This window comes from Lacrimispora sp. (assembly GCF_032078915.1).
In the GTDB taxonomy this organism is placed as follows: domain Bacteria; phylum Bacillota; class Clostridia; order Lachnospirales; family Lachnospiraceae; genus Lacrimispora.
Genome location: NZ_DAMAUN010000093.1, coordinates 1 through 22,739, shown reverse-complemented (window position 1 = coordinate 22,739; position 22,739 = coordinate 1). Strand labels below are relative to the sequence as shown.

28 protein-coding genes and 1 tRNA gene are annotated in these 22,739 nt (G+C 44.5%); 16 read left to right on the top strand and 13 right to left on the bottom strand.

What is annotated here, in order from left to right; genetic code table 11:
- Positions 1-10: 10 nt before the first annotated feature.
- On the top strand, positions 11-1,423 hold the full coding sequence (locus tag RT269_RS25105; protein ID WP_313186764.1) for a nicotinate phosphoribosyltransferase: 1,413 nt from the start codon (positions 11-13) through the stop codon (positions 1,421-1,423).
- 207 nt (positions 1,424-1,630) lie between these two features.
- Here RT269_RS25105 and RT269_RS25100 read toward each other — a convergent pair whose 3' ends face one another.
- Both RT269_RS25100 and RT269_RS25095 read right to left on the bottom strand, forming a co-directional pair.
- The gene (locus RT269_RS25100; RefSeq protein ID WP_313186762.1) at positions 1,631-1,813 is read right to left on the bottom strand and encodes a DUF6472 family protein; all 183 of its coding nucleotides are present in this window, start codon (positions 1,811-1,813) and stop codon (positions 1,631-1,633) included.
- A gap of 1 nt (position 1,814) precedes the next feature.
- Positions 1,815-2,885: an acyltransferase gene (locus RT269_RS25095; protein ID WP_313186760.1), complete on the bottom strand. Its 1,071-nt coding sequence runs from the start codon at positions 2,883-2,885 to the stop codon at positions 1,815-1,817.
- A 150-nt stretch (positions 2,886-3,035) separates the two neighbouring features.
- Here RT269_RS25095 and RT269_RS25090 point away from each other — a divergent pair.
- Positions 3,036-3,107, top strand: a tRNA-Glu gene (locus tag RT269_RS25090).
- Between the two features lie 56 nt (positions 3,108-3,163).
- Here the strand turns inward: RT269_RS25090 and RT269_RS25085 are convergent.
- The 3 genes from RT269_RS25085 to RT269_RS25075 form a co-directional block, all read right to left on the bottom strand.
- Positions 3,164-3,727: a DUF3793 family protein gene (locus RT269_RS25085; RefSeq protein WP_313186758.1), complete on the bottom strand. Its 564-nt coding sequence runs from the start codon at positions 3,725-3,727 to the stop codon at positions 3,164-3,166.
- A 429-nt stretch (positions 3,728-4,156) separates the two neighbouring features.
- Positions 4,157-4,606: an FMN-binding protein gene (locus RT269_RS25080; protein ID WP_313186756.1), complete on the bottom strand. Its 450-nt coding sequence runs from the start codon at positions 4,604-4,606 to the stop codon at positions 4,157-4,159.
- Entirely contained in the window at positions 4,603-6,585 is a 1,983-nt protein-coding gene (locus RT269_RS25075) for a methyl-accepting chemotaxis protein (protein ID WP_313186754.1), read from the bottom strand. Before RT269_RS25075 ends, RT269_RS25080 begins: the two co-directional genes overlap by 4 nt.
- Positions 6,586-6,889: 304 nt before the next feature.
- On the opposite strand from RT269_RS25075, the gene RT269_RS25070 reads away from it, so the two are divergent.
- From RT269_RS25070 to RT269_RS25005, 14 genes are all read left to right on the top strand, one after another.
- On the top strand, positions 6,890-7,174 hold the full coding sequence (locus tag RT269_RS25070) for a hypothetical protein (RefSeq protein WP_313186752.1): 285 nt from the start codon (positions 6,890-6,892) through the stop codon (positions 7,172-7,174).
- A 164-nt stretch (positions 7,175-7,338) separates the two neighbouring features.
- Complete coding sequence (locus RT269_RS25065; protein ID WP_313186750.1) at positions 7,339-7,632, top strand: carboxypeptidase-like regulatory domain-containing protein; 294 nt, start codon at positions 7,339-7,341, stop codon at positions 7,630-7,632.
- A gap of 34 nt (positions 7,633-7,666) precedes the next feature.
- The gene (locus tag RT269_RS25060; protein ID WP_313186748.1) at positions 7,667-9,397 is read left to right on the top strand and encodes a motility associated factor glycosyltransferase family protein; all 1,731 of its coding nucleotides are present in this window, start codon (positions 7,667-7,669) and stop codon (positions 9,395-9,397) included.
- A gap of 20 nt (positions 9,398-9,417) precedes the next feature.
- Entirely contained in the window at positions 9,418-9,666 is a 249-nt protein-coding gene (locus RT269_RS25055; protein WP_313186746.1) for a hypothetical protein, read from the top strand.
- On the top strand, positions 9,623-9,925 hold the full coding sequence (locus RT269_RS25050; protein WP_313186744.1) for a carboxypeptidase-like regulatory domain-containing protein: 303 nt from the start codon (positions 9,623-9,625) through the stop codon (positions 9,923-9,925). Before RT269_RS25055 ends, RT269_RS25050 begins: the two co-directional genes overlap by 44 nt.
- A 20-nt stretch (positions 9,926-9,945) precedes the next feature.
- A complete protein-coding gene (locus RT269_RS25045) occupies positions 9,946-10,245 on the top strand; it encodes a hypothetical protein (RefSeq protein WP_313186743.1) in 300 nt (99 codons plus the stop codon).
- 13 nt (positions 10,246-10,258) lie between these two features.
- The gene (locus tag RT269_RS25040; RefSeq protein ID WP_313186741.1) at positions 10,259-10,522 is read left to right on the top strand and encodes a hypothetical protein; all 264 of its coding nucleotides are present in this window, start codon (positions 10,259-10,261) and stop codon (positions 10,520-10,522) included.
- 10 nt (positions 10,523-10,532) lie between these two features.
- The gene (locus RT269_RS25035) at positions 10,533-11,513 is read left to right on the top strand and encodes an NAD-dependent 4,6-dehydratase LegB (RefSeq protein WP_313186739.1); all 981 of its coding nucleotides are present in this window, start codon (positions 10,533-10,535) and stop codon (positions 11,511-11,513) included.
- 27 nt (positions 11,514-11,540) lie between these two features.
- A complete protein-coding gene (locus tag RT269_RS25030) occupies positions 11,541-12,689 on the top strand; it encodes a LegC family aminotransferase (protein ID WP_313186737.1) in 1,149 nt (382 codons plus the stop codon).
- A gap of 21 nt (positions 12,690-12,710) precedes the next feature.
- Positions 12,711-13,757 (top strand): nucleotidyltransferase family protein, encoded by a 1,047-nt coding sequence (locus tag RT269_RS25025; protein WP_313186736.1) that lies wholly within the window; start codon positions 12,711-12,713, stop codon positions 13,755-13,757.
- Positions 13,754-14,401, top strand: coding sequence for an acetyltransferase (locus RT269_RS25020; protein WP_313186734.1), 648 nt, complete (start codon positions 13,754-13,756; stop codon positions 14,399-14,401). The genes RT269_RS25025 and RT269_RS25020 overlap by 4 nt, the downstream gene beginning before the upstream one ends.
- Positions 14,394-15,389 (top strand): N-acetylneuraminate synthase, encoded by a 996-nt coding sequence (gene neuB, locus RT269_RS25015; RefSeq protein ID WP_313186732.1) that lies wholly within the window; start codon positions 14,394-14,396, stop codon positions 15,387-15,389. Before RT269_RS25020 ends, neuB begins: the two co-directional genes overlap by 8 nt.
- On the top strand, positions 15,386-16,549 hold the full coding sequence (neuC, locus tag RT269_RS25010) for a UDP-N-acetylglucosamine 2-epimerase (protein WP_313186730.1): 1,164 nt from the start codon (positions 15,386-15,388) through the stop codon (positions 16,547-16,549). Before neuB ends, neuC begins: the two co-directional genes overlap by 4 nt.
- Entirely contained in the window at positions 16,549-17,262 is a 714-nt protein-coding gene (locus RT269_RS25005; protein ID WP_313186728.1) for an acylneuraminate cytidylyltransferase family protein, read from the top strand. The genes neuC and RT269_RS25005 overlap by 1 nt, the downstream gene beginning before the upstream one ends.
- A gap of 11 nt (positions 17,263-17,273) precedes the next feature.
- Here the strand turns inward: RT269_RS25005 and RT269_RS25000 are convergent, their stop codons facing one another.
- From RT269_RS25000 to RT269_RS24965, 8 genes are all read right to left on the bottom strand, one after another.
- Positions 17,274-18,416, bottom strand: a complete 1,143-nt coding sequence (locus RT269_RS25000) for a M20/M25/M40 family metallo-hydrolase (protein ID WP_313186726.1) — start codon at positions 18,414-18,416, stop codon at positions 17,274-17,276.
- 34 nt (positions 18,417-18,450) lie between these two features.
- Entirely contained in the window at positions 18,451-19,467 is a 1,017-nt protein-coding gene (locus tag RT269_RS24995) for a glutathione S-transferase C-terminal domain-containing protein (RefSeq protein ID WP_313186724.1), read from the bottom strand.
- A gap of 12 nt (positions 19,468-19,479) precedes the next feature.
- Positions 19,480-19,656 carry a hypothetical protein gene (locus tag RT269_RS24990; protein WP_313186722.1) on the bottom strand — a complete coding sequence of 59 codons (177 nt, stop codon included), beginning with the start codon at positions 19,654-19,656 and terminating at the stop codon, positions 19,480-19,482.
- On the bottom strand, positions 19,613-19,747 hold the full coding sequence (locus tag RT269_RS24985; protein WP_313186720.1) for a hypothetical protein: 135 nt from the start codon (positions 19,745-19,747) through the stop codon (positions 19,613-19,615). Before RT269_RS24985 ends, RT269_RS24990 begins: the two co-directional genes overlap by 44 nt.
- Positions 19,748-19,793: 46 nt before the next feature.
- Positions 19,794-20,759 carry a glutathione S-transferase family protein gene (locus RT269_RS24980; protein ID WP_313186719.1) on the bottom strand — a complete coding sequence of 322 codons (966 nt, stop codon included), beginning with the start codon at positions 20,757-20,759 and terminating at the stop codon, positions 19,794-19,796.
- Between the two features lie 30 nt (positions 20,760-20,789).
- The gene (locus RT269_RS24975) at positions 20,790-21,278 is read right to left on the bottom strand and encodes a GNAT family N-acetyltransferase (RefSeq protein ID WP_313186717.1); all 489 of its coding nucleotides are present in this window, start codon (positions 21,276-21,278) and stop codon (positions 20,790-20,792) included.
- Positions 21,271-22,293, bottom strand: a complete 1,023-nt coding sequence (locus RT269_RS24970; protein ID WP_313186715.1) for a glutathione S-transferase C-terminal domain-containing protein — start codon at positions 22,291-22,293, stop codon at positions 21,271-21,273. Before RT269_RS24970 ends, RT269_RS24975 begins: the two co-directional genes overlap by 8 nt.
- Before the next feature lie 53 nt (positions 22,294-22,346).
- On the bottom strand, positions 22,347-22,739 hold a 393-nt coding region (locus tag RT269_RS24965), incomplete at its 5' end, for an ATP-binding cassette domain-containing protein (protein WP_313186713.1).

Here is a 22,739-nt window from a genome sequence, read left to right as displayed (position 1 = left end):
TTAATTGACCATGATGCAGGGATATTTTAAAGAGAAAGATGCCAACGAGACCGTCATATTCGATGTATTCTACCGCAGTAATCCGGGAGGCAACGGGTACGCGATCTGCGCAGGCTTGGAACAGGTCATTGAATACGTAAAGGAACTTCATTTCGGACAGGATGATGTGGATTATTTAAGATCCACCGGACTGTTTGAAGAAGATTTTCTGGAATATCTCCATCATTTTAAATTTTCCGGCGACATCTACGCCATTCCAGAGGGCACTGTCATATTCCCTCGTGAACCCTTAGTAAAAGTCATTGCCCCCATTATGGAGGCCCAGCTCATTGAAACAGCTTTGCTTAACATCATTAACCACCAGAGCTTAATTGCCACAAAAGCGGCCCGGGTCGTATTCGCTGCCGCCGGAGACGGAGTTATGGAATTCGGACTGCGCCGCGCCCAGGGACCTGACGCCGGAATATACGGAGCCAGAGCCGCCATGATCGCAGGCTGCATCGGTACCTCTAACGTACTGGCAGGAAAAATGTTTCATGTTCCGGTGAGAGGGACCCATGCCCACAGCTGGATCATGAGCTTTCCCGATGAATTGACCGCATTCCGCAACTATGCAAAGCTTTATCCCACTGCCTGCATTCTTCTGGTGGACACCTATGATACGTTAAAATCCGGTGTTCCAAATGCCATTAAGGTATTTAAGGAAATGCGGGAAGCCGGAATTCCTCTTACCACCTATGGAATCCGTTTAGACAGCGGAGACTTGGCATATCTTTCCAAAAAGGCGAAGAAGATGCTTGATGAGGCCGGATTTACAGACGCAGTGATCTCCGCCTCCAATGACCTTGATGAGGCTCTGATCAACAGCTTAAAGATTCAGGGAGCTACCATAAACTCCTGGGGTGTTGGAACGAATTTGATCACCTCCAAGGACAGCCCTTCCTTTGGCGGCGTGTACAAGCTTGCGGCAATTATGGATAAAAAGACCGGCCAGTTTATCCCCAAGATCAAGCTTTCCGAAAATGCGGAAAAGATCACCAATCCCGGGAACAAGGCCATCAAGCGTATTTACAGCCGGGAGACCGGTAAGATCATTGCGGACTTAATCTGCCTGGAAGGAGAAAGCTTTAAGGAAAACCATTCCCTGCTCCTCTTCGACCCAATCGAAACATGGAAGAAAACACACCTGGCTCCCAACAGCTATACCATAAGGGATCTCCTGGTACAGGTATTTAAAGACGGAAAATGCATTTATGAAACTCCTGCCGTTATGGACATCCAGTCCTACTGTAAAAAGGAACTGGATACCCTATGGGATGAATCCCGCCGTCTGGTAAATCCTCACGAGGTTCATGTAGACTTATCCAATGAGCTTTGGCATATGAAGAATCAGCTGCTGGAAAGCTATCATTTCAGAGACTGATCGGATGCGGTCTGTCCATTGTTCACAGTCTGGTCATAATCTTTTTACAGCCTGGTCAAATTTTCTTCATATTTAACCGATATACTGAAAACATCAGAAAAAGATGTTGCCAACATACTTTGAGATAAAAATTTTTTTCATAATTGCCGGTATTCCTCCATGGGATACCGGCTCCTCCCTTTTTTAGGCTTCTTTTTACATATCTCCTTACATCTGTTTCCTCACAACCGAATAGTCATCCCCGAATTTAAAATGAGGACAACGTTGAAAAGAGTTGCTTAGAAACTGTATCATCTCATCCTCATCCAGATTGATTTCACACTCATAGCATTCGTATTCTTCATTATAATCATAGTGTACACAATATTCACAACCCGTTTTCTGGTCCATTTTAATCTCTCCTCATACCTTTTTTCCTTCTATCATAAACCGCACCCACTGCTTTATTAAGCAGCCTTCCTACGGTCCCGTCAATGATCCAGGCGGCCGCCAGGGAGATCAGAAACGTAAGGATCGTCTCACAAAGGATTTTGGGCACGTAATAATGTCTTAGGATCGTCTTTTCCACCAGCCCTCTGGCTGCCTGACCCAGAACCAGATAATGAATTAAATAGATGGAATAGCTGTACCTGCTTATGCATCCCACAACTTTTGCAAGGACAGGCGGCTTGATGTCCCCGAAATGTTCAAAAAGCAGAAAAATAGCTGCAGCCATTGCTATCATGGTGGGAGCTAAGTCGTGAATTCCCGGTGTAAAGGATGGAGTAACACACTTTTGAACCATGGTGATGCAAAAGCCGGCGATACCGAGTACTGCAAAGGGAAGGTAACTGCTGCTGCCGTACAGGCGCTTTAATGCATATCCCAGGACAAAATAGATGAGCCAGCCTTTAAATATCATATATTGAAAGCCCTCACCCACATCCAGGCCCAAAGCCGGAAGATAGGTGCAGATTCCCTGAACGATCACCATAAGTGCCAGAAAAAGCTTTAAATCCCTGTCGCTCATGGCCTTCATCATACAGGCTATAAAAGGCGCGCAAAGATACAGCGCCATGATCACATACATAAACCACAGATGGGGCGTCATAGGAATGGTTCCTGTAAATAGTCCCTTTCCAAAAGCTGCCAGATGTTCCTGCCACCGAAGGGGCTCCACTCCCAGATAAACAGCAAAATACCAGTAATAAATCCCGCTGTAACATACAAAGGGAAGAACAATTGTCTGAAACCGGCTCCAGTAAAATCCCGGAATGTCCTCTGTTCCGGACTTTAAAAGGAAAAGGCCGCTAAGCATAAAATAAATCCCTACAAATGCCAAAAGCACCGGCGAAAGAGCTGCTGAAAACAGCCACTGTTTAAAATTCAGCGTCTCCGCAGGAACCGCATGAACCATAATGATGGCAAAGACCGCAAGAGTCCTTAAATAATCGTATTTCACTTCCCGCTTTTTAAGCCCCATATCTCTTCCTCCCTGTTTTCTCTGGGTTTAGAAAAGTATAGCATATAAAATCCGTTTTTGACAAATTTTTTATTTTATAAAAAAAAGAGTAGACAAACGGAAATTCCTATGGTATCATAATGAAGTTGTCAGAGATGACATACATAAAACGGCCTATTGGTCAAGCGGTCAAGACGCCGCCCTCTCACGGCGGAAACCCGAGTTCGATTCTCGGATAGGTCATAAAAATCAAAAACCCTGGTTTTTCCAAAAGGAAAATCAGGGTTTTTTGATTTTTTTTATTTACCGGAAGACCCTACCGTAAGCTGCCGGATGGTCCTTCCATTCTGCCACAGGTGCACATACATTGTCCTGCACTTTTTATATCTGGCAAATAGTTTCACGGCCTCACACTCATCGGAATACACTTTCCAGCATCCGGTGCATTTGCAGTTCTTTCCTCCGTTTTGGATAAATCCCACCACATCTCCCAGGGGATAGCCGAGAAAGACCCCGATTTCATGAGGAAATTCTCCTTCCTGATTCAGCCTCTCCTTAAGCCTTTTTAACGCGGCATCCACTTCCATATGCTCATAGCCGTAGGCCTGCAGAAACTTCCCCACTTCGGGCCGGCTTAAATCAGCCTGTAAATGGGCTTTCCGGTAGACATAGATAAGCGCCTTATTCCCTCGCCTGCATAACAAAAGCAAGGATATTCCCTTCTCTCCCAGCTGGTCGTTTAGGCGGGAGAGCTGGCTTTCCAAGTCCATTTCCGACGAAAAGGGATGGCTGAATAAGTTTGCCGTCTTAATGGAGGCCAGTGTGGGAGAACAATATTCAATTAGATTCCTTTCCAGCAGCATATCCATACCTCCGCCTGTTTTCAGCTCTACGGAACATCCCATAACAGGATTACTCTGTTATGAATAGTATAAGCAGCATCGGCTTGGATACATTTCCAATTTTTGTCAGAATTTCTTCATTACTTTCATACTTTCTTTAGAACCTGGTCAAATTTCCTTCACATTTTTCCTGTATGATAATATTATAAACATAAAAGCAAAAGAAAGCGGTCAGAGCGCTTACATATATGTTTTCACTAAGTCGGCAGAGTCGCTCTGAAAGGCCTCTTTGCCGGCTCAACCTAATAATAAGAGCCGGAATTGCTGCCGTCTTTTTCCGATGCTTTTATATCACATACAGTAAAAGGACCGCCGCCACATCGATGAGTAATCATCTATGGGCGGCGGTCCTTTTTATCTGGAAATAAAGCCGGCCTCTCCGTGAATCTGTTAGTCAGATTCTACGATACCCAGAGAGTCGTCTCCCTTTCTTGCCTTTTCCATCAAAAGAGATGCCATTTTCTGGAAATTGCCTCCCGAAACAGAGGCACCGCTTACGGCATCGATTCCCTTGTCGCTTTGTGATGCAAGGAAATCAGCTGCATATGTGCGTGTATAGCGGTTGGGGTATGTCCCTTTTTTATCGAGCATATTGCGCATATAGGGAATGTCCCAGGCTTTAATGAATCCGCTTGAATTTTTAGCATTGTATTCAACCGTAACGATCTTGCTGCCGCTGACACGGATGGTAACAAATTCCTTCCAGCCATTGATATAATCCGACATTTCTACCGTGTAAAAGCCATCCTTCAGCCTGTTTTCCTCCTTTTTACAGCCGCTTATGGAAAACATCATCATAAGAATCAGAAAGAGCATGATGAAGCGTTTTCTTTGATTCATTGTCCATCCCTCCCTTCCGGACCGGAACGAAGACGGAAGCGCCCGGACATTTCTTCAAGACTTTGAGCCTGTTGTGCTAAATCTCCGCTTAAAGAAGCCACAGCACTGCTTGATTCAAGGTTTTGGCGGGCGTGCCGGGAGATCTGGGAGATGTCAAGAGACGCATTCTCAAGGCTTAATTTCTCATTTCCCACAAGTTTTGCCAGGTCTTCTGTTATCTCATAGGTCTGCCTGGAAATATCCGTCAGCTCATTTAAAAAATGAGCGGTAAGATTGGCATACTTGGCCCCCTCTTCGATCGCCTGTTGGGAATGTACGATCATCTCAGCTGTACGCTTGGAAGATTCCGCACTTTTTTCAGCAAGGTCACGGATTTCATTTGCTACTACGGCAAAACCTTTTCCTGCTTCGCCTGCATGGGCGGCTTCAACGCTTGCATTCAGGGCAAGAAGGTTTGTCTGGAATGCTATTTCTTCCAGGAATTTTGTTATTTTTGTTATTTCGGCTGCATTATGGCTGATATTCTCCATTGCCTGAAGGGTATTCTCCATATGTTCATCGCCCATTGACAGCTTTTCCATGGACTGCTCCATAAGTTCACGAGCGGTTCTTGCATGCTCATCCACTATGACAATGTCTTTTGAGATGGAGTCTGTCTCCTCCACGAGCCTGTCTATGGACATAGACTGATGACCGGAAGATTCATTCATAAAGCGGGCGCTTTGAGATACCTCCTGGGCAGCATGGTTCAGGGTTTCAGCCGACTGCTGAAGGTCATTAATTAACAGGTTTAAGAAATCCGTAATATTATGAATGGAATCTTTCATAACCACAAAATCTCCTGCAAACTGATCGTTTACGCTGACGTCTAAATTGCCGGCGGAAAGCCGTTCCAGGGCATTTTGAAGCTGGGAAATGTATCCGCTCACCTGTTCAATGGTCTCTTTCAGCGAATTGGATAGGGTCTGGGCCTCATCGTTTGTCATCATCACTTCCACAGGGCTGGTCAAATCTCCCTGAGCCAGCTTCTGTATCCGCTCTGTTACACTTCTCAAAGACTTTGATATTTTTCCTGCAAACCGGGCTATAAATAAAATTGCAAACAGGGTAAGGGTTATGGTAATGCCGATATTGATCATAACGGCAGTGTTTACGATATTCGTAAAGTCTGATTTTGGCGTTATGATGGCTAAATACCAATTAGCACCTCGTACAGGTGCATAAACCACAAGAGTATCCTTCCCATCTAAGGACACAGAAGCGGATCCGATCCTTCCTGATTTCATTGCATCAAATACTTCCAGGAGCTTTCCATTATCCTTATAAAGAGAATATACATTCTCTCCGCTCCTGATTAAATCGGTATCAGGGTAAGCGACCACCTGGCCGTTTTCGTTCATAACAAAAGCGTGGCCGCTGTAGCCAATATGTATACTGCTGATCACATCATCAAGCATGTCATACTTATAACTTCCCACCAGATAATAGGTATTATTCTTTTCTGTGGTTATGGGCATTCCCACATATACTTCAAGTCCATTTTCCCCGACAGAAGTATCACCGATCACAAGATTTTGGGTTTCCTGCATCCTTTTGAACAAATCACCGCCAGAAATATCGGAAGGGCTGTTTCCGTTGCCTGTATACAGTCTTCCCTCCTGGGTGTAGAGGGCCAGCCATACAAATTCTATGCCTGATGTTGCCTTGTCAAGAACCTGTTGCTTTTCCTCAAGAGTCGCTTCTTCTGATGTCAGTTCATGATTTTCCCCAATCATAAATATACGGTCTGCCATGATATGCAGACTGCTTTCAACGCTTTTAGAAGCAGTTTTAGCAAAAGGCATAAGGGTTTCCTTTAATGTGAGATTGGTCAAAGACATGGCGGATACGGACAAGACAATGGTTGTAACCACAGAAATAATTATGGTGACAATCAATGTATTTAAGATGATCTTCCGCCGAATTCCTTTTAAATTCATAAATCCTCCTTTGTATTGTTACAAAAATAATTTATAACATATAAAGTAATATAATCGATTTAAAATAAAAAACAATAGTTTTAAAGAAATAAAAATCTTTAATGGGAAAAATTATCTCATTAGTAATAGAAACTTCTTGAATTAGATGTAAAAACAGGGAATTGTATCCCTTTTATTTTTTTGCTTTCTAACGTCCTGATTTCTCTTATCCCCTGCTTCCCCCTGACAGTAACTTCCTGAACCTGCGGACATACTATATATAAGAAATACGTATTTCTACAATCTGTTAAAAGGGGGCAACCTTATGGCCAACTATAAACCAATCGCGAAAACAATCTCAGCTGCTTCTGCAATTTCAGGAGTACTGGTTCCTGCTAATCTTTCTACAACAAGCTGGGGGTTACTTTTGGTAAGAGGTTCTGCATTATTCAGTGATACGATCCTAAGAAGCGGTGCTGTAGCAGTATGGGAAAGTACAAATCCTACCACTGCTGCTCCTAACCGGGAAACTTTTACCGATGCAAATGCCATCTATGGCATTACCTGCAGAGCCGGGGTAAATCTGATATTTAAGTTCTATGCTCACTAAGTTTTAAAAAGGGTGCTTCAAAGGTTAAAAATCCAACATCACGCTCACCAAATACGAACGAATTCAAGTTAATATTAGAATATCTGGCATGTATGGGATTTGGGAAGGAACCTTTGAGGCACCTTTCTTTAAAGAAATATTTTATAAACAAAGGAGGGGGAGAAATGCAGCAAAAAATAATATTCACAGGCTGTCAGATCATTTGTTCCGGAATCGTGACAGCAGATATCACCTTATCAGATAACGCGTTTATATTAATCACGGGAACTGTATACAGTCCGACAGGAAAGCCGCTGCCAAATGCTGCGGTTGAAATACTTCTCGTGGATGATTCCCATATCCCTTCTGAGGAAAAAAGCTTAGGTGTCACCTTTTCGCTTCAAGATGGTACTTATGGAATATCACTTCCCAGGATTGGTGAAAAGCAATACAAATTAATTGCTTATTCGCCCGTTTAAACGGAATAAAAACCCAGTCAACATGGAGATTATCATGAAAAAATATAAAACAATGGATGGATATCAAGTATATCGGATAAAGAAGAATAAGAAATTCTTTTTTCTGGCAGACCAGCTGGATTACAGAAAAGAAATCAATCAATTATTATATACTTTGGAGGATTTAAAATTTGATTCCCTGATCTTTTTATTCGGAATTGATACGGGAGAATACCTTGAAGATCTAAAAAAATTACTGTGTGCAAAAAACAGAGTGATTATTTTTGAACCAAACCCTGCGATCTGCAAAAAATTCGATTCCAAATTAGCTGACAATATAAGTCTTGTTCTGTTTGAGGAAAACCAGGTAAGACAAATTTTTGACAATACCATTCATTTTAAAAATATCAATAATATTTATTTTCACGCATTCGGCAACTATTCCAGTGTTTATAAGGAAGAATACGACCGTTTGATTGATCATTTGGATTGGACCATCATCAACGCAGCCTCCCAGGTGGAACTTGCAAAACGTTTCAAAAAAATTTTCATACAGAATATGACTGCAAATATGAAGGTTCTAAATCAGAGCACTCCCATTCACCACTACCGGTCTGCCAATCTCAATGTTCCCGCACTTGTGGTATCCGGAGGCCCTTCCCTTGATTCAAACATCAGGGATATGCTCATTCATAAGGATCGGTTAGACCAGTATTTTATTATTACCGGAAGCAGGACCGCAGAGGCTTTAACGAAAAATGGGATCCTTCCGGATATGATCGTATCCGTAGATCCGGTTGATGCAAACTTTGATATGATGAAGAACTGCCTGAACTTAGAGGTCCCCCTTGCTTTTTATGAATACAGCAACCGATATCTGGTTGGAAATTATAAGGGAGATAAGATCTTTATTTCACTCCTGTTCTCTCAGACAATGAAGGGCTTTGAACATTATCAGGGCGTGTACTGCGGAGGTTCGGTCGCCCACGCCTGTATTGATATTGCAAACATGATGGGCTGCTCTCCCATCATATTATTAGGCCAGGACCTCGCTTATACTTATAACAAACATCATGCAGACAGCGCAGTCTTTGATTATGATAAGAGCCTTTCCTATGGAGCCACAACCATTGTAAAGGATGTGTACGGCAATCCGGTCGGGACGACCATCTCCCTGGATCATTACAGACGAAGGCTGGAACATTATATTGCTATTTATAAAGATCAGAAACGAATCCGGTTTATTAATTGTTCCTATGGAGCGGATATAAATGGCGCGCCTCATAAGGAGCTGTCGGAAGTATTTAAGGAAGAAACTGTTGGAAGGCAAAAAAAGAATTGCATCCCAAATCAGGAGATCCAGATAGACAGCAGAAAGACCATAGACTCCCTTCTCTGCTTCATCGAAGAATACCGGATCAAGGCAAGTCAGGGCCTGGAGTTATGTGAAATCATATGCTCTGAAAACCAGACAAAATCTCTGCTCTATATGGAAGAAACGGATATTGACTTACAGCGGATCTTATATATCCTAAAGATTGTAAATGATTTTGAAAATGCCGCTGACACCAGATATTTAGGTGGATATTTCAGCGAATTCGTTTATGAAATGAAGGAAAGAACGTTTGACATGTCTGCTATGGATTATGAGAAGCTGACCTCTGATCTGCAGCATCAGGCAAGAGCTTTTAAGATATATTTTGAAAAAATGAAAGAAATGCTTGAAGAAGTAAAAGAAACCATTTTGGAAACGGTAACAGAATTCTATGAACCGCATATAGTTTAATAAAAAAAGGGGATATGGTTATGGAAACGGAAAGCAGGAATAAAGAAATCAATGATATAAAATACAAAGAGGTAGAAGTAAATAAGATGATCGTCAATGGGAAGGAACAGGTGGGAAACATTATTAATGCTGAGGATACGAAGGATAGGCAGGAATTAAATGTAACCGTATATACCCGCAGCATTACGGAACCCCCGGAAAGCGGAGGGAGGCATAACAAGTTATATGAACTGCTTCAAAAAGTCCTCATTAAGAATAAACGGAGCTAAACTCCAATCCCGTCCGGAATATCATTTTGACATCCACTTAGAAAAACAGAAATTCCAGATCATCAATGGAACCGTATACAGCGAGAGCCAGAAACCTTGTGCTGGAGCTGCGGTCCGGATCACCCAGATCGACTGCAGGGATAATACCAGAAGCCTGCTGGGTTATACCTTGACGGATGAAAATGGGTATTATTTATTCTCGATAAAAGCAAAGACTTATATGAAGTATGAATTAGCGGTCTATGCTCCCCTTCTCTGATGCAGAAAGGAGGAAACCCATTGAGCGGTTATACAGAGATCATCTTGTCGCCAAAGCATTTTAAGAACCGCGACATTCTAAAGACAACCATTACCATTGAAAAGTCAGATAAGGTTTTATTAACAGGCACTATTTATAATTCACGCGGTGAGGCCTTAGAAGGCGCGGTTGTCCAGGTCAGTAAAATTACCGGGGATAACCAGAGGGTGGGCAAAGGCTATGTGATCACCAATGAGTCCGGAGAGTTTGCCATAGCCGTGGAAAAAGACATATTTGCCTGTTACCAGCTGGATATTTACGAACCACTTTTAACCACTTAGGCGGGGTTGCATTATGGAACAGATTAATCATGAATATCATATGGAAGGTATATTAATAAAAGGGAGGGTCCGTTATAAAGATTCCTGTCCGGTTAAAGGTGCTATTGTTATCTTAGAAAAGCTTGTCCCCATATATAACGAAGAAGTACAGGATCAAAAATATGAAGGGACCTATCTTGAGCATGGGCTGACCAACGATCAGGGAGAATTCTGCTTTTCTATTTCAGATAAAATGAGCAGTTATAAAATAAAGGTTTTCGATAACCATCACAGGTAAGGGAGGAAACATGAAAAAGGTTCTGGTTACTGGAGCGGATGGATTTATAGGCAGTCATTTAACGGAAACACTTGTGGAACGGGGATATGATGTAAGAGCGTTTACCTTTTATAATTCCTTCAATTCCTGGGGATGGCTGGATTCTCTTCCTGATGAAATAAAGAAGGAAATCGAGATACACCCCGGGGATATCCGGGATCCAAACGGCGTAAGAAACGCCATGACAGGGATAGAATCGGTCTTTCATCTGGCCGCTTTAATTGCCATCCCCTTTAGCTATCACTCTCCTGATTCCTATGTGGATACCAATATAAAGGGAACGTTAAATGTACTCCAGGCCGCAAGAAGCCTTGGTACGGATAAGGTACTCATCACCTCTACTTCTGAGGTTTATGGCAGCGCCAAATACGTTCCGATTGACGAGTCCCATCCCTTTCAGGGACAATCGCCCTATTCCGCTACAAAGATCGGAGCCGACCGGCTGGCAGAATCCTTTTACAGAAGCTTTTCTCTTCCGGTATCCATTGTCAGGCCATTTAATACTTATGGCCCCAGGCAGTCTGCAAGGGCTGTGATACCGGCCATCATCAGCCAGCTGCTGACTGGGACCAAGGAGATCCGTCTTGGCAGTCTTACCCCCACCAGGGATTTTAATTATGTAAAAGATACTGTAAACGGTTTTATTGAAATAGAAAAGTCAGAAAAAACCATTGGCGAAGAAATCAACATTGCAAGCCAAACGGAAATCTCCATTGGCAAACTTGCATCGGAACTGATCTGCCAGATCAATCCTAAGGCCAGGATCGTCTGCGGGCAAGAACGGATGCGTCCTCAAAAAAGCGAGGTAAACAGGCTTCTTGGATCAAATAAAAAGTTAAAAGAGCTTACAGACTGGAACCAGGAATACTCTCTTTCCCTTGGCTTAAAAAAAACCATTGACTGGATGGAGAAAAACCAGGATAAGTATAAGGCCGGCATCTATAACCTTTAGAATGAGACCATGAGCGGAGGAACGAATATGATACCTTTATCGGTTCCCAATCTAATGGGGAACGAAAAAAAATATATATTAGATGCCCTTGACAGCGGCTGGATATCAACAGCAGGCAGCTATGTGGCAAGATTTGAACAGGACATGGCTTCTTATTTAAATGTCTCTGGCGCGGCGGCCGTTCAAAGCGGAACTGCCGCCATCCATTTAGCCATGATCTTATCCGGTGTGAAACCGGGACAGGAAGTGATCGTCCCAACCCTTACCTTTATTGCCTCAGTCAATCCGGTAACCTACATAGGTGCTGCCCCTGTTTTTATGGATTGTGATGACTCTCTGAATATAGATTGTGACAAGCTTGAGGATTTTTTGAAAAAGGAATGCGTTATGACCTCTTCCGGGCTGATAAATAAGAGTACAAACCGGATCATCAGGGCAGTTGTCGTCGTCCATGTCTTTGGAAACATGGCGGATATGGAACGGCTGAAAGCATTGACCGGACAATATGGGCTTAAACTGATCGAAGATGCTGCGGAAGCATTGGGAACCTGCTACAATCAGGGAACGTACCATGGACAATTTGCAGGAACCATAGGCGATTTCGGAGCCTATTCCTTTAATGGCAATAAGATCATCACCACAGGAGGAGGAGGGCTGCTGACCGCAAAGGAGGGCAAGTCCCTGGAAAAAGCCAAGTATCTTGCTGCCCAGGCAAAAGATGATCCCTTCCATTATACTCACAATGAAGTGGGCTATAACTACCGCATGACCAACTTGCAGGCAGCCCTTGGAGTCGGCCAGCTGGAATGCCTTGAGGACTTTATCCGGATCAAGGAAACCAATTATGAGTACTACGACAATGCCATATCATCAATGGAAAACTTTGAGCTGCTTAAGTTTAACCAGAAGGCGAGAAACAACCGGTGGTTCTATTCCCTGTTCATAAAAAACGACGGATTGGACCGGAATGCAGTCATAAAGCAGCTAAAGGAAAAGGATATTGAAACAAGGCCTGTCTGGCAGCTTGCCCATACCCAGAAGATGTATGAGAACTGTCAGGCGTATTCTATAGAAAAGGCTCCCTTTTACTGGAACCGGGTCATCAATATTCCCTGCAGTACCAGTCTTTTAAAAAAGGATATGGATCATATCATTCAAGCATTGAGCTACATTTAGCAGTCTGAAAGAGGGATAGGCATGGAAGTTCGTAAATTTATTATTGCACCGGATGTTTCTATTCGGGAGGCAATCAGACAATTGGACCAGACAGCAAGAAAAATCCTTGTTGTTGAAGAAAATAATAAGCTGGCCGGTGTTCTCACAGACGGGGATATCAGGCGGTGGATATTAAAGAATAAGGATATTTCCATGCCGGTGCGCTTAATCATGAATACTGCCCCTGTTGTTATAAAAAAAGAGAAATGCCATCTGGCGCTGGAGATCATGAAAGAAAAACAAATCGAAGGGCTGCCCCTGGTAAATGACAACAATGAGGTCACTGATATCCTGTTTTGGAATGAGCTTAACGATCATGATCCGGGCCGCCAAAAGAAAACTAAAACACCGGTAGTCATCATGGCAGGCGGCAGGGGTTCCCGGCTATACCCCTATACGAAGATCATTCCAAAGCCTCTGATTCCAATCGGCGACACCCCCATTGTAGAACGGATCATGAATCAGATGATGGAGTATGGGTTTTATGAATTCTATCTTACCATAAACTATAAAAAAGAGCTTATAAAAGCTTATTTTAATGATGACCATCGTTACCATCTTCACCTGATCGAAGAAGCTGTTCCCTTAGGAACAGCCGGTTCCTTAAACCTGGTTAAAAAGGATATAAAGGGAAGTTTTCTTGTAAGCAACTGCGACATTTTAGTAGATGCCAATTATGCCAAGCTTCTTCTTTATCACAAAACCCATAAAAACAAGATCACGGTTGTCACAGCCATGAAGAGCTATGAGATTCCCTATGGGGTGGTCACCTTAGGCGAAAACGGGTCCGTTGATGCATTAAATGAAAAACCCAGATATGAGCTGTTAGTGAGTACCGGACTGTATGTATTAGAGGAGGATATCTTAAAATACATCCCTCAGGACCAGTATTTTGATATGACAGACTTGATCCGCATATGTTTAAAAAACGGGGAGCAGGTAGGAGCCTATCCGGTCATGGACAGCGCATGGCTTGATATGGGGGAATTCAGCGAAATGAAAAAAATGGCCGAGAGAATGAAATTATGAAAGAGGAACTGATCCTGATCGGCGGAGGCGGTCATGCGGAAAGCATCATCGATACCATCAGAGGACTGGAAACATATAAGATCACCGGCATTCTGGACCGCAGCAAAAAAGCGGGTACAGAGGTCCTGGGCATAAAGATCATAGGAAGTGATGAAGATTTAGCCGGCTGCTTTAACCGGGGAATCAGGAATGCGGTAATCGCCGTAGGAAGCATGGGAAATCCGGGACCAAGGCGGAAGCTATACGAGCAGTGCAAGAAAATAGGCTATGAATTTCCCAATATCCTGGATAAAAGCTCTATCCTTTCAGAAACTCTTAAAATCGGAGAAGGAAACTTTATCGGAAAGGGAGTCCTCATCAATTCCAATGTTACCATAGGAAATGGAACGATTATTAATACGGGGGCCATCGTCGAACATGGCTGCAGGATTGGTGACTTTGTCCATATCGCACCCGGAAGCGTCTTATGCGGAAATGTCCTGGTCAGGGCCAATTCCCATATTGGAGCCCATTCCACCATCATACAAGGCGTGACCATAGGGAATGACACCATAATCGGCGCCGGGAGTCTTGTTTTAAAAAATATATCATCTAATAAGCTGGCTTATGGAAGTCCGGCAAAGGAGGTAGCTTACCATGAGTAACGTTATGATCATCGCCGAAGCAGGGGTAAACCATAACGGCGACTTAAGCATTGCCAAACAGCTGGTGGATGCCGCAAGCGTCATAGGAGCAGACGCCATCAAATTCCAGACCTTTCGGACAAAGCACCTTGCGGTTCCGGATGCGAAGAAAGCGGACTACCAGATTGAAAATACCGGTCAGACCATGTCACAATACGAAATGTTAAAAAGCCTGGAATTATCCTGGCAGGAGTTTGAAGATCTGTTTCAGTACTGTTCCTTCCGGCGCATTCGGTTCCTGTCCTCTCCTTTTGATGAAGAAAGCCTCCTTTTTCTTGACCGGCTTGGGGTCGATCTCATAAAGATTCCCTCCGGAGAGATCACAAATTATGGGTACCTGAAAAAAATAGCCTCATTAAAGAAGCCAGTCATTCTGTCCACGGGAATGTCCACAGAGGAAGAAGTAGGGGAAGCCCTGGAAATCCTGGAGGAAGGCAGACAGGAAATCATACTGCTCCACTGCTCCAGCTCCTATCCTACTCTGATGGAGGATGTGAACTTAAATGCCATGAACACGTTAAAGCACAAGTTTCACAAGCGGGTAGGGTATTCTGACCATACGCCTGGAATCGATGTCGCCATTGCCGCCGCAGCCCTTGGCGCCTGTGTCATTGAAAAGCACATGACCCTGGATAAAACCATGCCCGGACCGGATCATAAGGCAAGCCTGGAGCCGGATGAATTCCAACAAATGGTGGGCAGTATCAGAAATATTGAAGCCGCCCTGGGTGACGGGATCAAAAAGCCTACGCAGGCGGAGACAAAGAACAGGGATTATGTGAGAAAATACCTGGTGGCTTCCAGGGAAATCAAAAAGGGAGAAGCCTTTACCCTTCAAAATCTGTGTGCAAAACGCTGCGCCTATGGAGTATCTCCCATGAAGATACCCAGCCTGTTGGGAATGGCCGCTCAAAGAGACTATCGGAAAGACGAAAGGATTGACCAATGATCAAATTATGCGTAGTGACCGGAAGCCGGGCGGAATACGGCTTATTAAAGCCGGTCCTGGACCGTGTCGGACAGGACCCGGATTTTAAACTGCAGATCATTGCCACCGGAAGCCATCTGGATACCAGATATGGGCATAGCTGTGAGGACATGGAAAGCAGCGGAATAATGATCGATGAAAAAATAGAGATGAACTTAGCCTCAGACACCTCCCTTGGAATATGCAAATCCATGGGGCTTGAAATGATCAGCTTATCCGAAGCTTATCAGCGGTTAAAACCGGATATGGTTCTGCTTCTTGGGGACCGGTATGAAATCTTTGCTGCAGCCAGCGCCGCCGTCATCTGTAACATCCCAATTGCCCATATACACGGCGGGGAAATAACAAGGGGAGCTTACGACGACTCCATGAGGCATGCCATCAGTAAGATGAGTTATCTTCATTTCACCAGCACAATGGAATACCGGAAAAGGGTCATTCAGTTAGGGGAAGCTCCTGACAGGGTCTATTGGGTAGGAGCTCTTGGTATTGAGAACATGAAAACCATAAAGCTATTAACCAGCCAGGAATTGGAGAAAAAGCTAAGGATCTCACTGGCCCCGCCCATCGCTCTTGTCACCTTTCATCCTGCCACCTTGGATCAGGAGAGCTCTTCGTCACAATTTAAACCCCTGGAAGATGCGCTTTTGCATTTCCCGGACTTATTTGTTGTCTTTACAAAAAGCAATTCCGACACCGGCGGGAACCGGATCAACGAGATGATCGATGCTTACGTAAGCAGGAATCCGAATAAATCGGCAGTGTTCCCTTCCCTTGGCAGCCAGAATTACTTAAGTCTGATGAACTGCTGCCAGGCTGTGATCGGAAATTCATCCAGCGGAATCCTGGAAGCGCCTTTTTTAAAGGTACCCTCCGTGAATATCGGAAACAGACAGGAGGGAAGGATAGCACCTGCCTCTGTCATAAGCTGCGGCTCTTCTGTAAATGAGATCGTGGCTGCAATCCAGGAAGCCCTGGCCTTTGACCGGTATAAAGAAAAGGCTCCAAACCCTTACGAAGGCCTGGATACCAGCAAACAGATCGTCTCGATCATGAAACAGACGTTTAAAAAGGGAATTCATCTGGAAAAACATTTTTATGATGTGGAATGGAGAATGTAATGTATAAAAATAAGACTTTTTTGGCGATCATACCTGCCCGGAGCGGCTCAAAAGGGATCATCGATAAAAACATCCGGGAAATCAATCATAAGCCCCTCATGGCATATACGGTGGAAGCCTGTAAGCGTTCCGGAATATTCGATGATATCGTGGTTTCCACAGACTCTGTAAAATATGCGGATATCGCAGAGCGGTTCGGGGCAAGCGTGCCCTTTCTGCGCCCAAAGGAACTGGCTGCGGATCAGGCCTCCTCCAACGACGTCATCATGCATGTCATCCATGGGCTGCGGCAGCTAGGAAAAGAGTTTGATTGCTTCATGCTATTACAGCCCACCTCTCCTCTTAGAAACGAAATACATATGATGAAAAGCGCTGATATCCTGCTAGGGAATGATGCCGATTCTGTCGTCAGTATCTGCAAGTCAGACTCCCATTCCTATTTAACCGTTGAGCTTACGGAGGAAGGAAGGGTGAAAGCCTTATTTTCGGACAAAAAACAGGTCAGAAGACAGGATATGCCGCCGGAATACAGAATTAACGGGGCTATCTACCTGGCTCTGACCAGTTATTTTATGAAGAATAAAAGCTTTTATGAGGGCAAAACCCTGCCCTATTTGATGAACGCCTTTGACTCCATTGACATCGATGATGATTTCCAGCTGAAAATAGCGGAATTGCTTCTCGTTGATAAAAAATTATCAAACTCATTCTAACGGGAATCCCGTCAATTGCCTTCCGTAATCAGTCCCAGGGCCAGGAGGGCACTTTTTTCAAGCGCATCTTCCGTTGTAAATTCATTGGGCGTATGGACCTCATTCATTCCGCAGGCCACTACGATTCCCCGGATCCCGCCCCGGACAAAGTGGTTGTTGTCACTGCCGCCCAGAGTATACTGGGTGGCGCCTTTTAAGCCAAGGGACCTGCAGACGCGCTTGAACCGTTCCACCACTTCTTCACTCTCACTTATTTCATAGGCTTCGATCTGCTTTTCCACAGCGATCTCCAGGCTTCCGCCATATCCTGCCGCACTACCTTCAAAAATCTCCTTCAGCCTGTTCCATTCTGCCAGAGCCTTATGATCCTTTAAGCTCCGGATCTCACCTAATACAACACATTCATCGGAAACAATGTTGGTCTGCTTTCCACCGCTAATTTTTCCAATGTTTACGGTTGTTTCATCGTCTACCCAGCCCTGCTTTAACTGGGAAATGGCATGAGCTGCGATTTCAATGGCATTAATCCCCAGCTGTGGGCAAAAGCCTGCATGGGCATTTTTGCCCTTCACCTTGATTGCAAAGGAAAGTAGGGTGGGTGCTGCGGTTGCGGCCAGGCCGATCTCCCCGCTTAAATCAAATACATAAGCCTGTTTTGACTTTATTTTGGAATAATCGATTAGCTGGCTTCCTTTTCCGTAATTCTCTTCCGCCACCGGGAACAGGACCTCAATATCTCCATGAGGAAGGTTGTTTTCCTGAACCACCCGGACTGCCTCCAATATAGCGGCGATTCCGGAAAGGTCGTCGGCGCCAAGGACCGTATCCCCTTCTGAGGTGATCTTCCCCTTCTCATCTTGGACTGCGCGTTTCCCCTTGCCAGGCTTAACCGTATCCATATGGGCTGACAGCAAAATAGGGGCAGAACCTGTGGTTCCCTTTAAATAGCCGTAAAGATTTCCTGTGGGAGCGGCGGTTCCATATTCCGGCAGCTTCTCTTTCAGCCGGTGACCGGCATCATCTTCCCGTACCTCAAATCCAAGCTGTTTTAATTCGCCTGTTAAATAGTCCGCGATTTCTCTTTCCTGATAGGTTTCGGAATCGAATTCCACCATTTTTTTAAATTGGCTGACCAGCCTGCTTCTTTGAATCATATCGCCACCTGCTCTTTTCCTATGGGTTCATATTTTAATTATCATATCTTTTAAACTTTTCTTCCGGTGTTTTGCTTAATTCCTTCCGGTTATGCGGAGCAGACCAGATACCTTCGTAATCAATCTGATTCACGAAACGGGAATTAAAATCCTGGAAAAAGGACTTGTTTTCTGATTGGGGCGCCGCAATATCCCGAAAATACGTATTGTTTCTGAATGCAGGAATTTCATATAAATCCCTGCAATATCCCCAGATGTTTTGGTAATCAACGATTCTGTGCTTAATGGGGCCTAAATTCCTGTAATAATGGGTATCAAACCTTGCCAGCGTCACAAAAAGTCTCACATCGCTGTCCGTCACATAATCACCAAATAAGAAACGGTTTTTGGAAAGGCGCTCTTCGATGAGGTCCAGTGCATGATAAAAGTCTTCAAATGCTTCTTCATAAGCTGTGATGGACTGCGCAAACATCATACGGTAAGTCCCGTTATTTACATTGGGGAAAAGCCAGTCATTATAATCATCGATCTCTTTTCTCAGTTCTTCCGGGTACAGATCCGGTGCATCCGGATTCTGAAAGGGACGGAACGCTGTTTCGAAGTAGTTGGTCAGCCTGTGGTAATCATTATTTACTACCTTTTCTGTAGTAACATCGACCAGGGCCGGCACGGTGCAGCGTCCTTCATAAACCGGGTCCGCATGATAGTATAGCTCACTTAAGTACTGAACGCCGAGGACCGGATCTTTTCTGTCCTCATTATACACGAATTCCCAGCCATATGCACGATTTTCTTTGCTGTGGCCAACCAAATTGATACCGACCGCCTCCTGAAGTCCTAATAGCTCCCGTACAATGGAAGCCCGGTTGGACCAATGGCATCCCTTTGCCCAAAACAGCCGGTACCGGCCGCTTTCTGCCTTTAAATCATTTTCACCATCTCCAAAGGGAGTTGTAAAGCGATTGGGCTGACGAATAAATGCTCCTCTTTCATCGATTTCCTTTTCTATTTCTTTTGGGCGTACCTTTTGCCCGATGCTGCAGCTTGACATATGAATCTCCTCCTATTGGCTCAATATTTTTTCTGTATAAATAATCTTAAAAATACCTGTGTCCATCTGTCTGCTGTAATCCGCTTTGTAACCCAAAGCTTCATAAAAGCCTACCGCTTCATCCCGGCTGGTGATGCAGACTTTTTTAAACCCGGATTCCCGGATCCAGCGTTCGGCCTCTTCGATCAACAGCCGTCCCACTCCCTTTTACCATTGTTTCCGTCCTTACATAATGGACTCCTGCCAGCTGCCAAAGTTCGTTTACCCTTACCGCCTTCATAACCGCCACTCCCTTTTTGTTTATCGGATATTTGCAATCCGCCATCCTACTTGATGAGGTTAAAATTGATTTTATCCCTGCCATGAGGTGTTTTCCAGATGGAAAGGTCCGGTCCCTTAGGCACGATACCATATGGATTCGTGGAAACAGCACATAAATGATAGTGTTTTTTGATAGCCTCTAAATCCGTGGTATCGCCAAATCCCGGCTGTTCATATAGATCCCTTGCATATCCCCAGAGATTGGGAAAATCGGAAATCAGGCTGCGGTTTAATAAAAAGCCATTATAGTAGGCCACATCAAAGCGGGCCAGGGTCACATACAATCGAATATCGGATTCCGTGATGTTATCTCCAAACAGATAACGGCTGTGACTTAAGCGTTCTTCCAGCCAGTCAAGACGGTTGAAGACAAGCTGATATGCCTCCTCATAAGCTTCCTGACTTCTGGCAAAACCTGCTTTGTAGACTCCGTTGTTAATTTCATGGAAAAGAATATCATTTAATGCATCAATCTCTTCTCTTAATCCATCCGGGTATAAATCCGGTGCTCCCGGCTTATGGTATCTTTTCCATTCCACCTCCCAGTATCTGGTCAGGTTAAAGTAATCGTTGTTTACGACTTTTCCTGTCGTTAAATCTACTACAGCAGGCACGGTAAACCTTCCCTTATATCCGGGATCTGCTTTTAAATAGGCTTCACTTAAATAACGGATCTTTAATACCGGATCTACCTCATCTTTATCCAGAGTAAATGCCCAATCGGTACGCTCTGCATCAGGCCTTACAGGATCCAGCGTACCCAGGCTGATTGCATCACAAAGCCCAAGCAGGCTCCTTACAATGACAGAGCGGTGGGCCCATGGGCAGGCAGGGGACCAGAACAGGCGGTATCTTCCCGCTTCTACAGGCAGCTGCCCTTCTTCTGTTCCAAATGCCGTTGTAAACTGGTTTTTCTGCCGGTTGAATTTCCCGTCTTTTTCAATTTCATCCTTTATAAATTTCTTTGACATAGTCATTACCTCATCCTTTTTCAAACCTGCCTAATGTTTCATATCGTCTCTGCCGTATTCATCAACAAAGCGGTATTTTTCCGGAAGCAGGAATCCTTCCTTTTTCATCCAGTTTAAAGAATCTTCTGATCCCCGGAATATGCTCATGGCAGTCTTATTCCTGCGAAATCCCATTTTTTCGTATAAGGCGACCGTCCTGGGATGGGTGTATAAGATGACATTCTGGCCCTTTACCTGATCAAGCAGCAATTCGATCAGTTTTCTGCCGATTCCGTATCCCTGATATTCCTCATCAAGAGCAATATTATAGATAGCGGCCTGGCAGACGCCATCGGATAAGGCTCTTCCAACACCCACGATCCTCTCTTTGTCATAGACAAACACCACGGCATAGCTGTTGTTAAAGATGGTCTCCTGATCCTCTGCAGACCGGTCCGATAGCCCGGAACGCCGCAGCACATCGGCGACTTCCTGCCAGTGAATCCCATCCTTTGTTATCTTGTAGGTAATATTATTCATGGGAGACCTCCTGAAGCTTCAATTTATTATCAGGGTCCCTGCTTAAGGTTTCTCTCCCTGGCGGCAGCTCCCAGCCACTGACATCAGGTCCCTTGGCAACTATGGAATATACATTTCCCCATAGCGGCTTTAGATGGGGCGATAACTGATAATGCTTCTTGTATACATCAAAGCAGGTGCTTTCTTTTATTTCCGGTACCTGATATAAATCTCTGGCATAGGGCCACAAATTCTTATACTCCACCAGCCTCTTTTTGTTTGCATGAAAAACCTGATGGTAGACCACATCAAATCTAGCCAGAGTCGGATACAGCCTGATATCAGAGTCCGTGATGTAATCTCCGAATAAAAACCGCCTTGATTCCAGTCTTTGATCCAGAAGATCCATTGCCTCAAAAAAAGCCTCAAATGCCTTCTCATATGCTTCCTGGGATCTGGCAAAGCCAACGTCATAAACGCCATTGTTGATTCTTTTGTATATGAAATGGTTAAGCTCATCGATTTCTACCCGAAGTTCAGACGGATAAAGCTCTGGCGCACCTTCTTTATGATATGGTTTCCAGGCAGTTTCAAAATAGACCGGGATCCAGAAGTGGTCATTATTCACACCTTTTCCTGTAGTGGTATCAGCCAGTATGGGAACGGTGGGCCGTTCCTTGTAATCCCCGTCAGGAGTATCCCTGTCATAAATTTCTTTTAAATAGTGGATTCCCAAAACAGGATCCTTCTCATCCGGATCCTCTGTAAATACCCAGCCTTTGGGATCACGGAAAATTCCCGTTGCTCCAAGGCTGATAACCTGATCCAGTCCCAGAAGTCTTCTGGCTATTATGACCTTGTGCGCATGGGGGCAGGCCGGCATCCAAAGCAGACGGTACCGGCCGGCTTCCACCGGCCACTCCCCTTCTTCCCTGCCAAATTTCTTTTTAAAAAAATTATCCTGGACCTTGATTTCCCCATCCGCCTGAATTTGATGACGAAATGTGCTCTCAAATACTTCGATTCCTTCTGCCATATCATTCTCCCTGTCAAGCGGATATTTGCAATCCGCGACCCTGCCTGATCCTGTTAAATCGTATAATCAGCGCTTTCCAACATGTGAATCTTTACTAAAAAATCCTTTAACCGTTGGTTTTTAGGATTATCAAAGATATCTTTCGGTGTTCCGTCAGCTACTATTTTTCCGTTTTCCAGGAAAATGATCCGATTGGCCACGTTCCTCACAAAATTCATCTCATGAGTGACAAGGAGTATGGTATTGCCCTCCTGGGCTGCCTTTTTTATGGTGATCAGAACTTCGCTCACCAGCTCCGGGTCCAGGGCCGAGGTGGGTTCATCCATGAGAAGCAGTTTCGGATCCATGGCCAGCGCCCTTGCGATGGCCACTCTTTGCTGCTGTCCTCCGGATAAATGCCTGGGATAATGGGACAAACGGTCCCCCATCCCCACCGTCTGCAAGTG

What these genes read in the sequence shown, in the direction of transcription:
- RT269_RS25070 (WP_313186752.1), top strand. Translation starts at nt 6,890, where the DNA reads ATGGCCAACTATAAACCAATCGCGAAAACAATCTCAGCTGCTTCTGCA.
- RT269_RS25060 (WP_313186748.1), top strand. Translation starts at nt 7,667, where the DNA reads ATGAAAAAATATAAAACAATGGATGGATATCAAGTATATCGGATAAAG.
- RT269_RS25000 (WP_313186726.1), bottom strand. Translation starts at nt 18,416, where the DNA reads ATGATTCAAAGAAGCAGGCTGGTCAGCCAATTTAAAAAAATGGTGGAA.
- RT269_RS25020 (WP_313186734.1), top strand. Translation starts at nt 13,754, where the DNA reads ATGAAAGAGGAACTGATCCTGATCGGCGGAGGCGGTCATGCGGAAAGC.
- neuB (WP_313186732.1), top strand. Translation starts at nt 14,394, where the DNA reads ATGAGTAACGTTATGATCATCGCCGAAGCAGGGGTAAACCATAACGGC.
- RT269_RS25035 (WP_313186739.1), top strand. Translation starts at nt 10,533, where the DNA reads ATGAAAAAGGTTCTGGTTACTGGAGCGGATGGATTTATAGGCAGTCAT.
- RT269_RS25055 (WP_313186746.1), top strand. Translation starts at nt 9,418, where the DNA reads ATGGAAACGGAAAGCAGGAATAAAGAAATCAATGATATAAAATACAAA.
- RT269_RS24985 (WP_313186720.1), bottom strand. Translation starts at nt 19,747, where the DNA reads ATGAAGGCGGTAAGGGTAAACGAACTTTGGCAGCTGGCAGGAGTCCAT.
- RT269_RS25105 (WP_313186764.1), top strand. Translation starts at nt 11, where the DNA reads ATGATGCAGGGATATTTTAAAGAGAAAGATGCCAACGAGACCGTCATA.
- RT269_RS24980 (WP_313186719.1), bottom strand. Translation starts at nt 20,759, where the DNA reads ATGTCAAAGAAATTTATAAAGGATGAAATTGAAAAAGACGGGAAATTC.
- RT269_RS24995 (WP_313186724.1), bottom strand. Translation starts at nt 19,467, where the DNA reads ATGTCAAGCTGCAGCATCGGGCAAAAGGTACGCCCAAAAGAAATAGAA.
- RT269_RS25095 (WP_313186760.1), bottom strand. Translation starts at nt 2,885, where the DNA reads ATGGGGCTTAAAAAGCGGGAAGTGAAATACGATTATTTAAGGACTCTT.
- RT269_RS24975 (WP_313186717.1), bottom strand. Translation starts at nt 21,278, where the DNA reads ATGAATAATATTACCTACAAGATAACAAAGGATGGGATTCACTGGCAG.
- RT269_RS25050 (WP_313186744.1), top strand. Translation starts at nt 9,623, where the DNA reads ATGAACTGCTTCAAAAAGTCCTCATTAAGAATAAACGGAGCTAAACTC.
- RT269_RS25075 (WP_313186754.1), bottom strand. Translation starts at nt 6,585, where the DNA reads ATGAATTTAAAAGGAATTCGGCGGAAGATCATCTTAAATACATTGATT.
- neuC (WP_313186730.1), top strand. Translation starts at nt 15,386, where the DNA reads ATGATCAAATTATGCGTAGTGACCGGAAGCCGGGCGGAATACGGCTTA.
- RT269_RS25040 (WP_313186741.1), top strand. Translation starts at nt 10,259, where the DNA reads ATGGAACAGATTAATCATGAATATCATATGGAAGGTATATTAATAAAA.
- RT269_RS25005 (WP_313186728.1), top strand. Translation starts at nt 16,549, where the DNA reads ATGTATAAAAATAAGACTTTTTTGGCGATCATACCTGCCCGGAGCGGC.
- RT269_RS25085 (WP_313186758.1), bottom strand. Translation starts at nt 3,727, where the DNA reads ATGCTGCTGGAAAGGAATCTAATTGAATATTGTTCTCCCACACTGGCC.
- RT269_RS25025 (WP_313186736.1), top strand. Translation starts at nt 12,711, where the DNA reads ATGGAAGTTCGTAAATTTATTATTGCACCGGATGTTTCTATTCGGGAG.
- RT269_RS25065 (WP_313186750.1), top strand. Translation starts at nt 7,339, where the DNA reads ATGCAGCAAAAAATAATATTCACAGGCTGTCAGATCATTTGTTCCGGA.
- RT269_RS25030 (WP_313186737.1), top strand. Translation starts at nt 11,541, where the DNA reads ATGATACCTTTATCGGTTCCCAATCTAATGGGGAACGAAAAAAAATAT.
- RT269_RS25080 (WP_313186756.1), bottom strand. Translation starts at nt 4,606, where the DNA reads ATGAATCAAAGAAAACGCTTCATCATGCTCTTTCTGATTCTTATGATG.
- RT269_RS25100 (WP_313186762.1), bottom strand. Translation starts at nt 1,813, where the DNA reads ATGGACCAGAAAACGGGTTGTGAATATTGTGTACACTATGATTATAAT.
- RT269_RS24970 (WP_313186715.1), bottom strand. Translation starts at nt 22,293, where the DNA reads ATGGCAGAAGGAATCGAAGTATTTGAGAGCACATTTCGTCATCAAATT.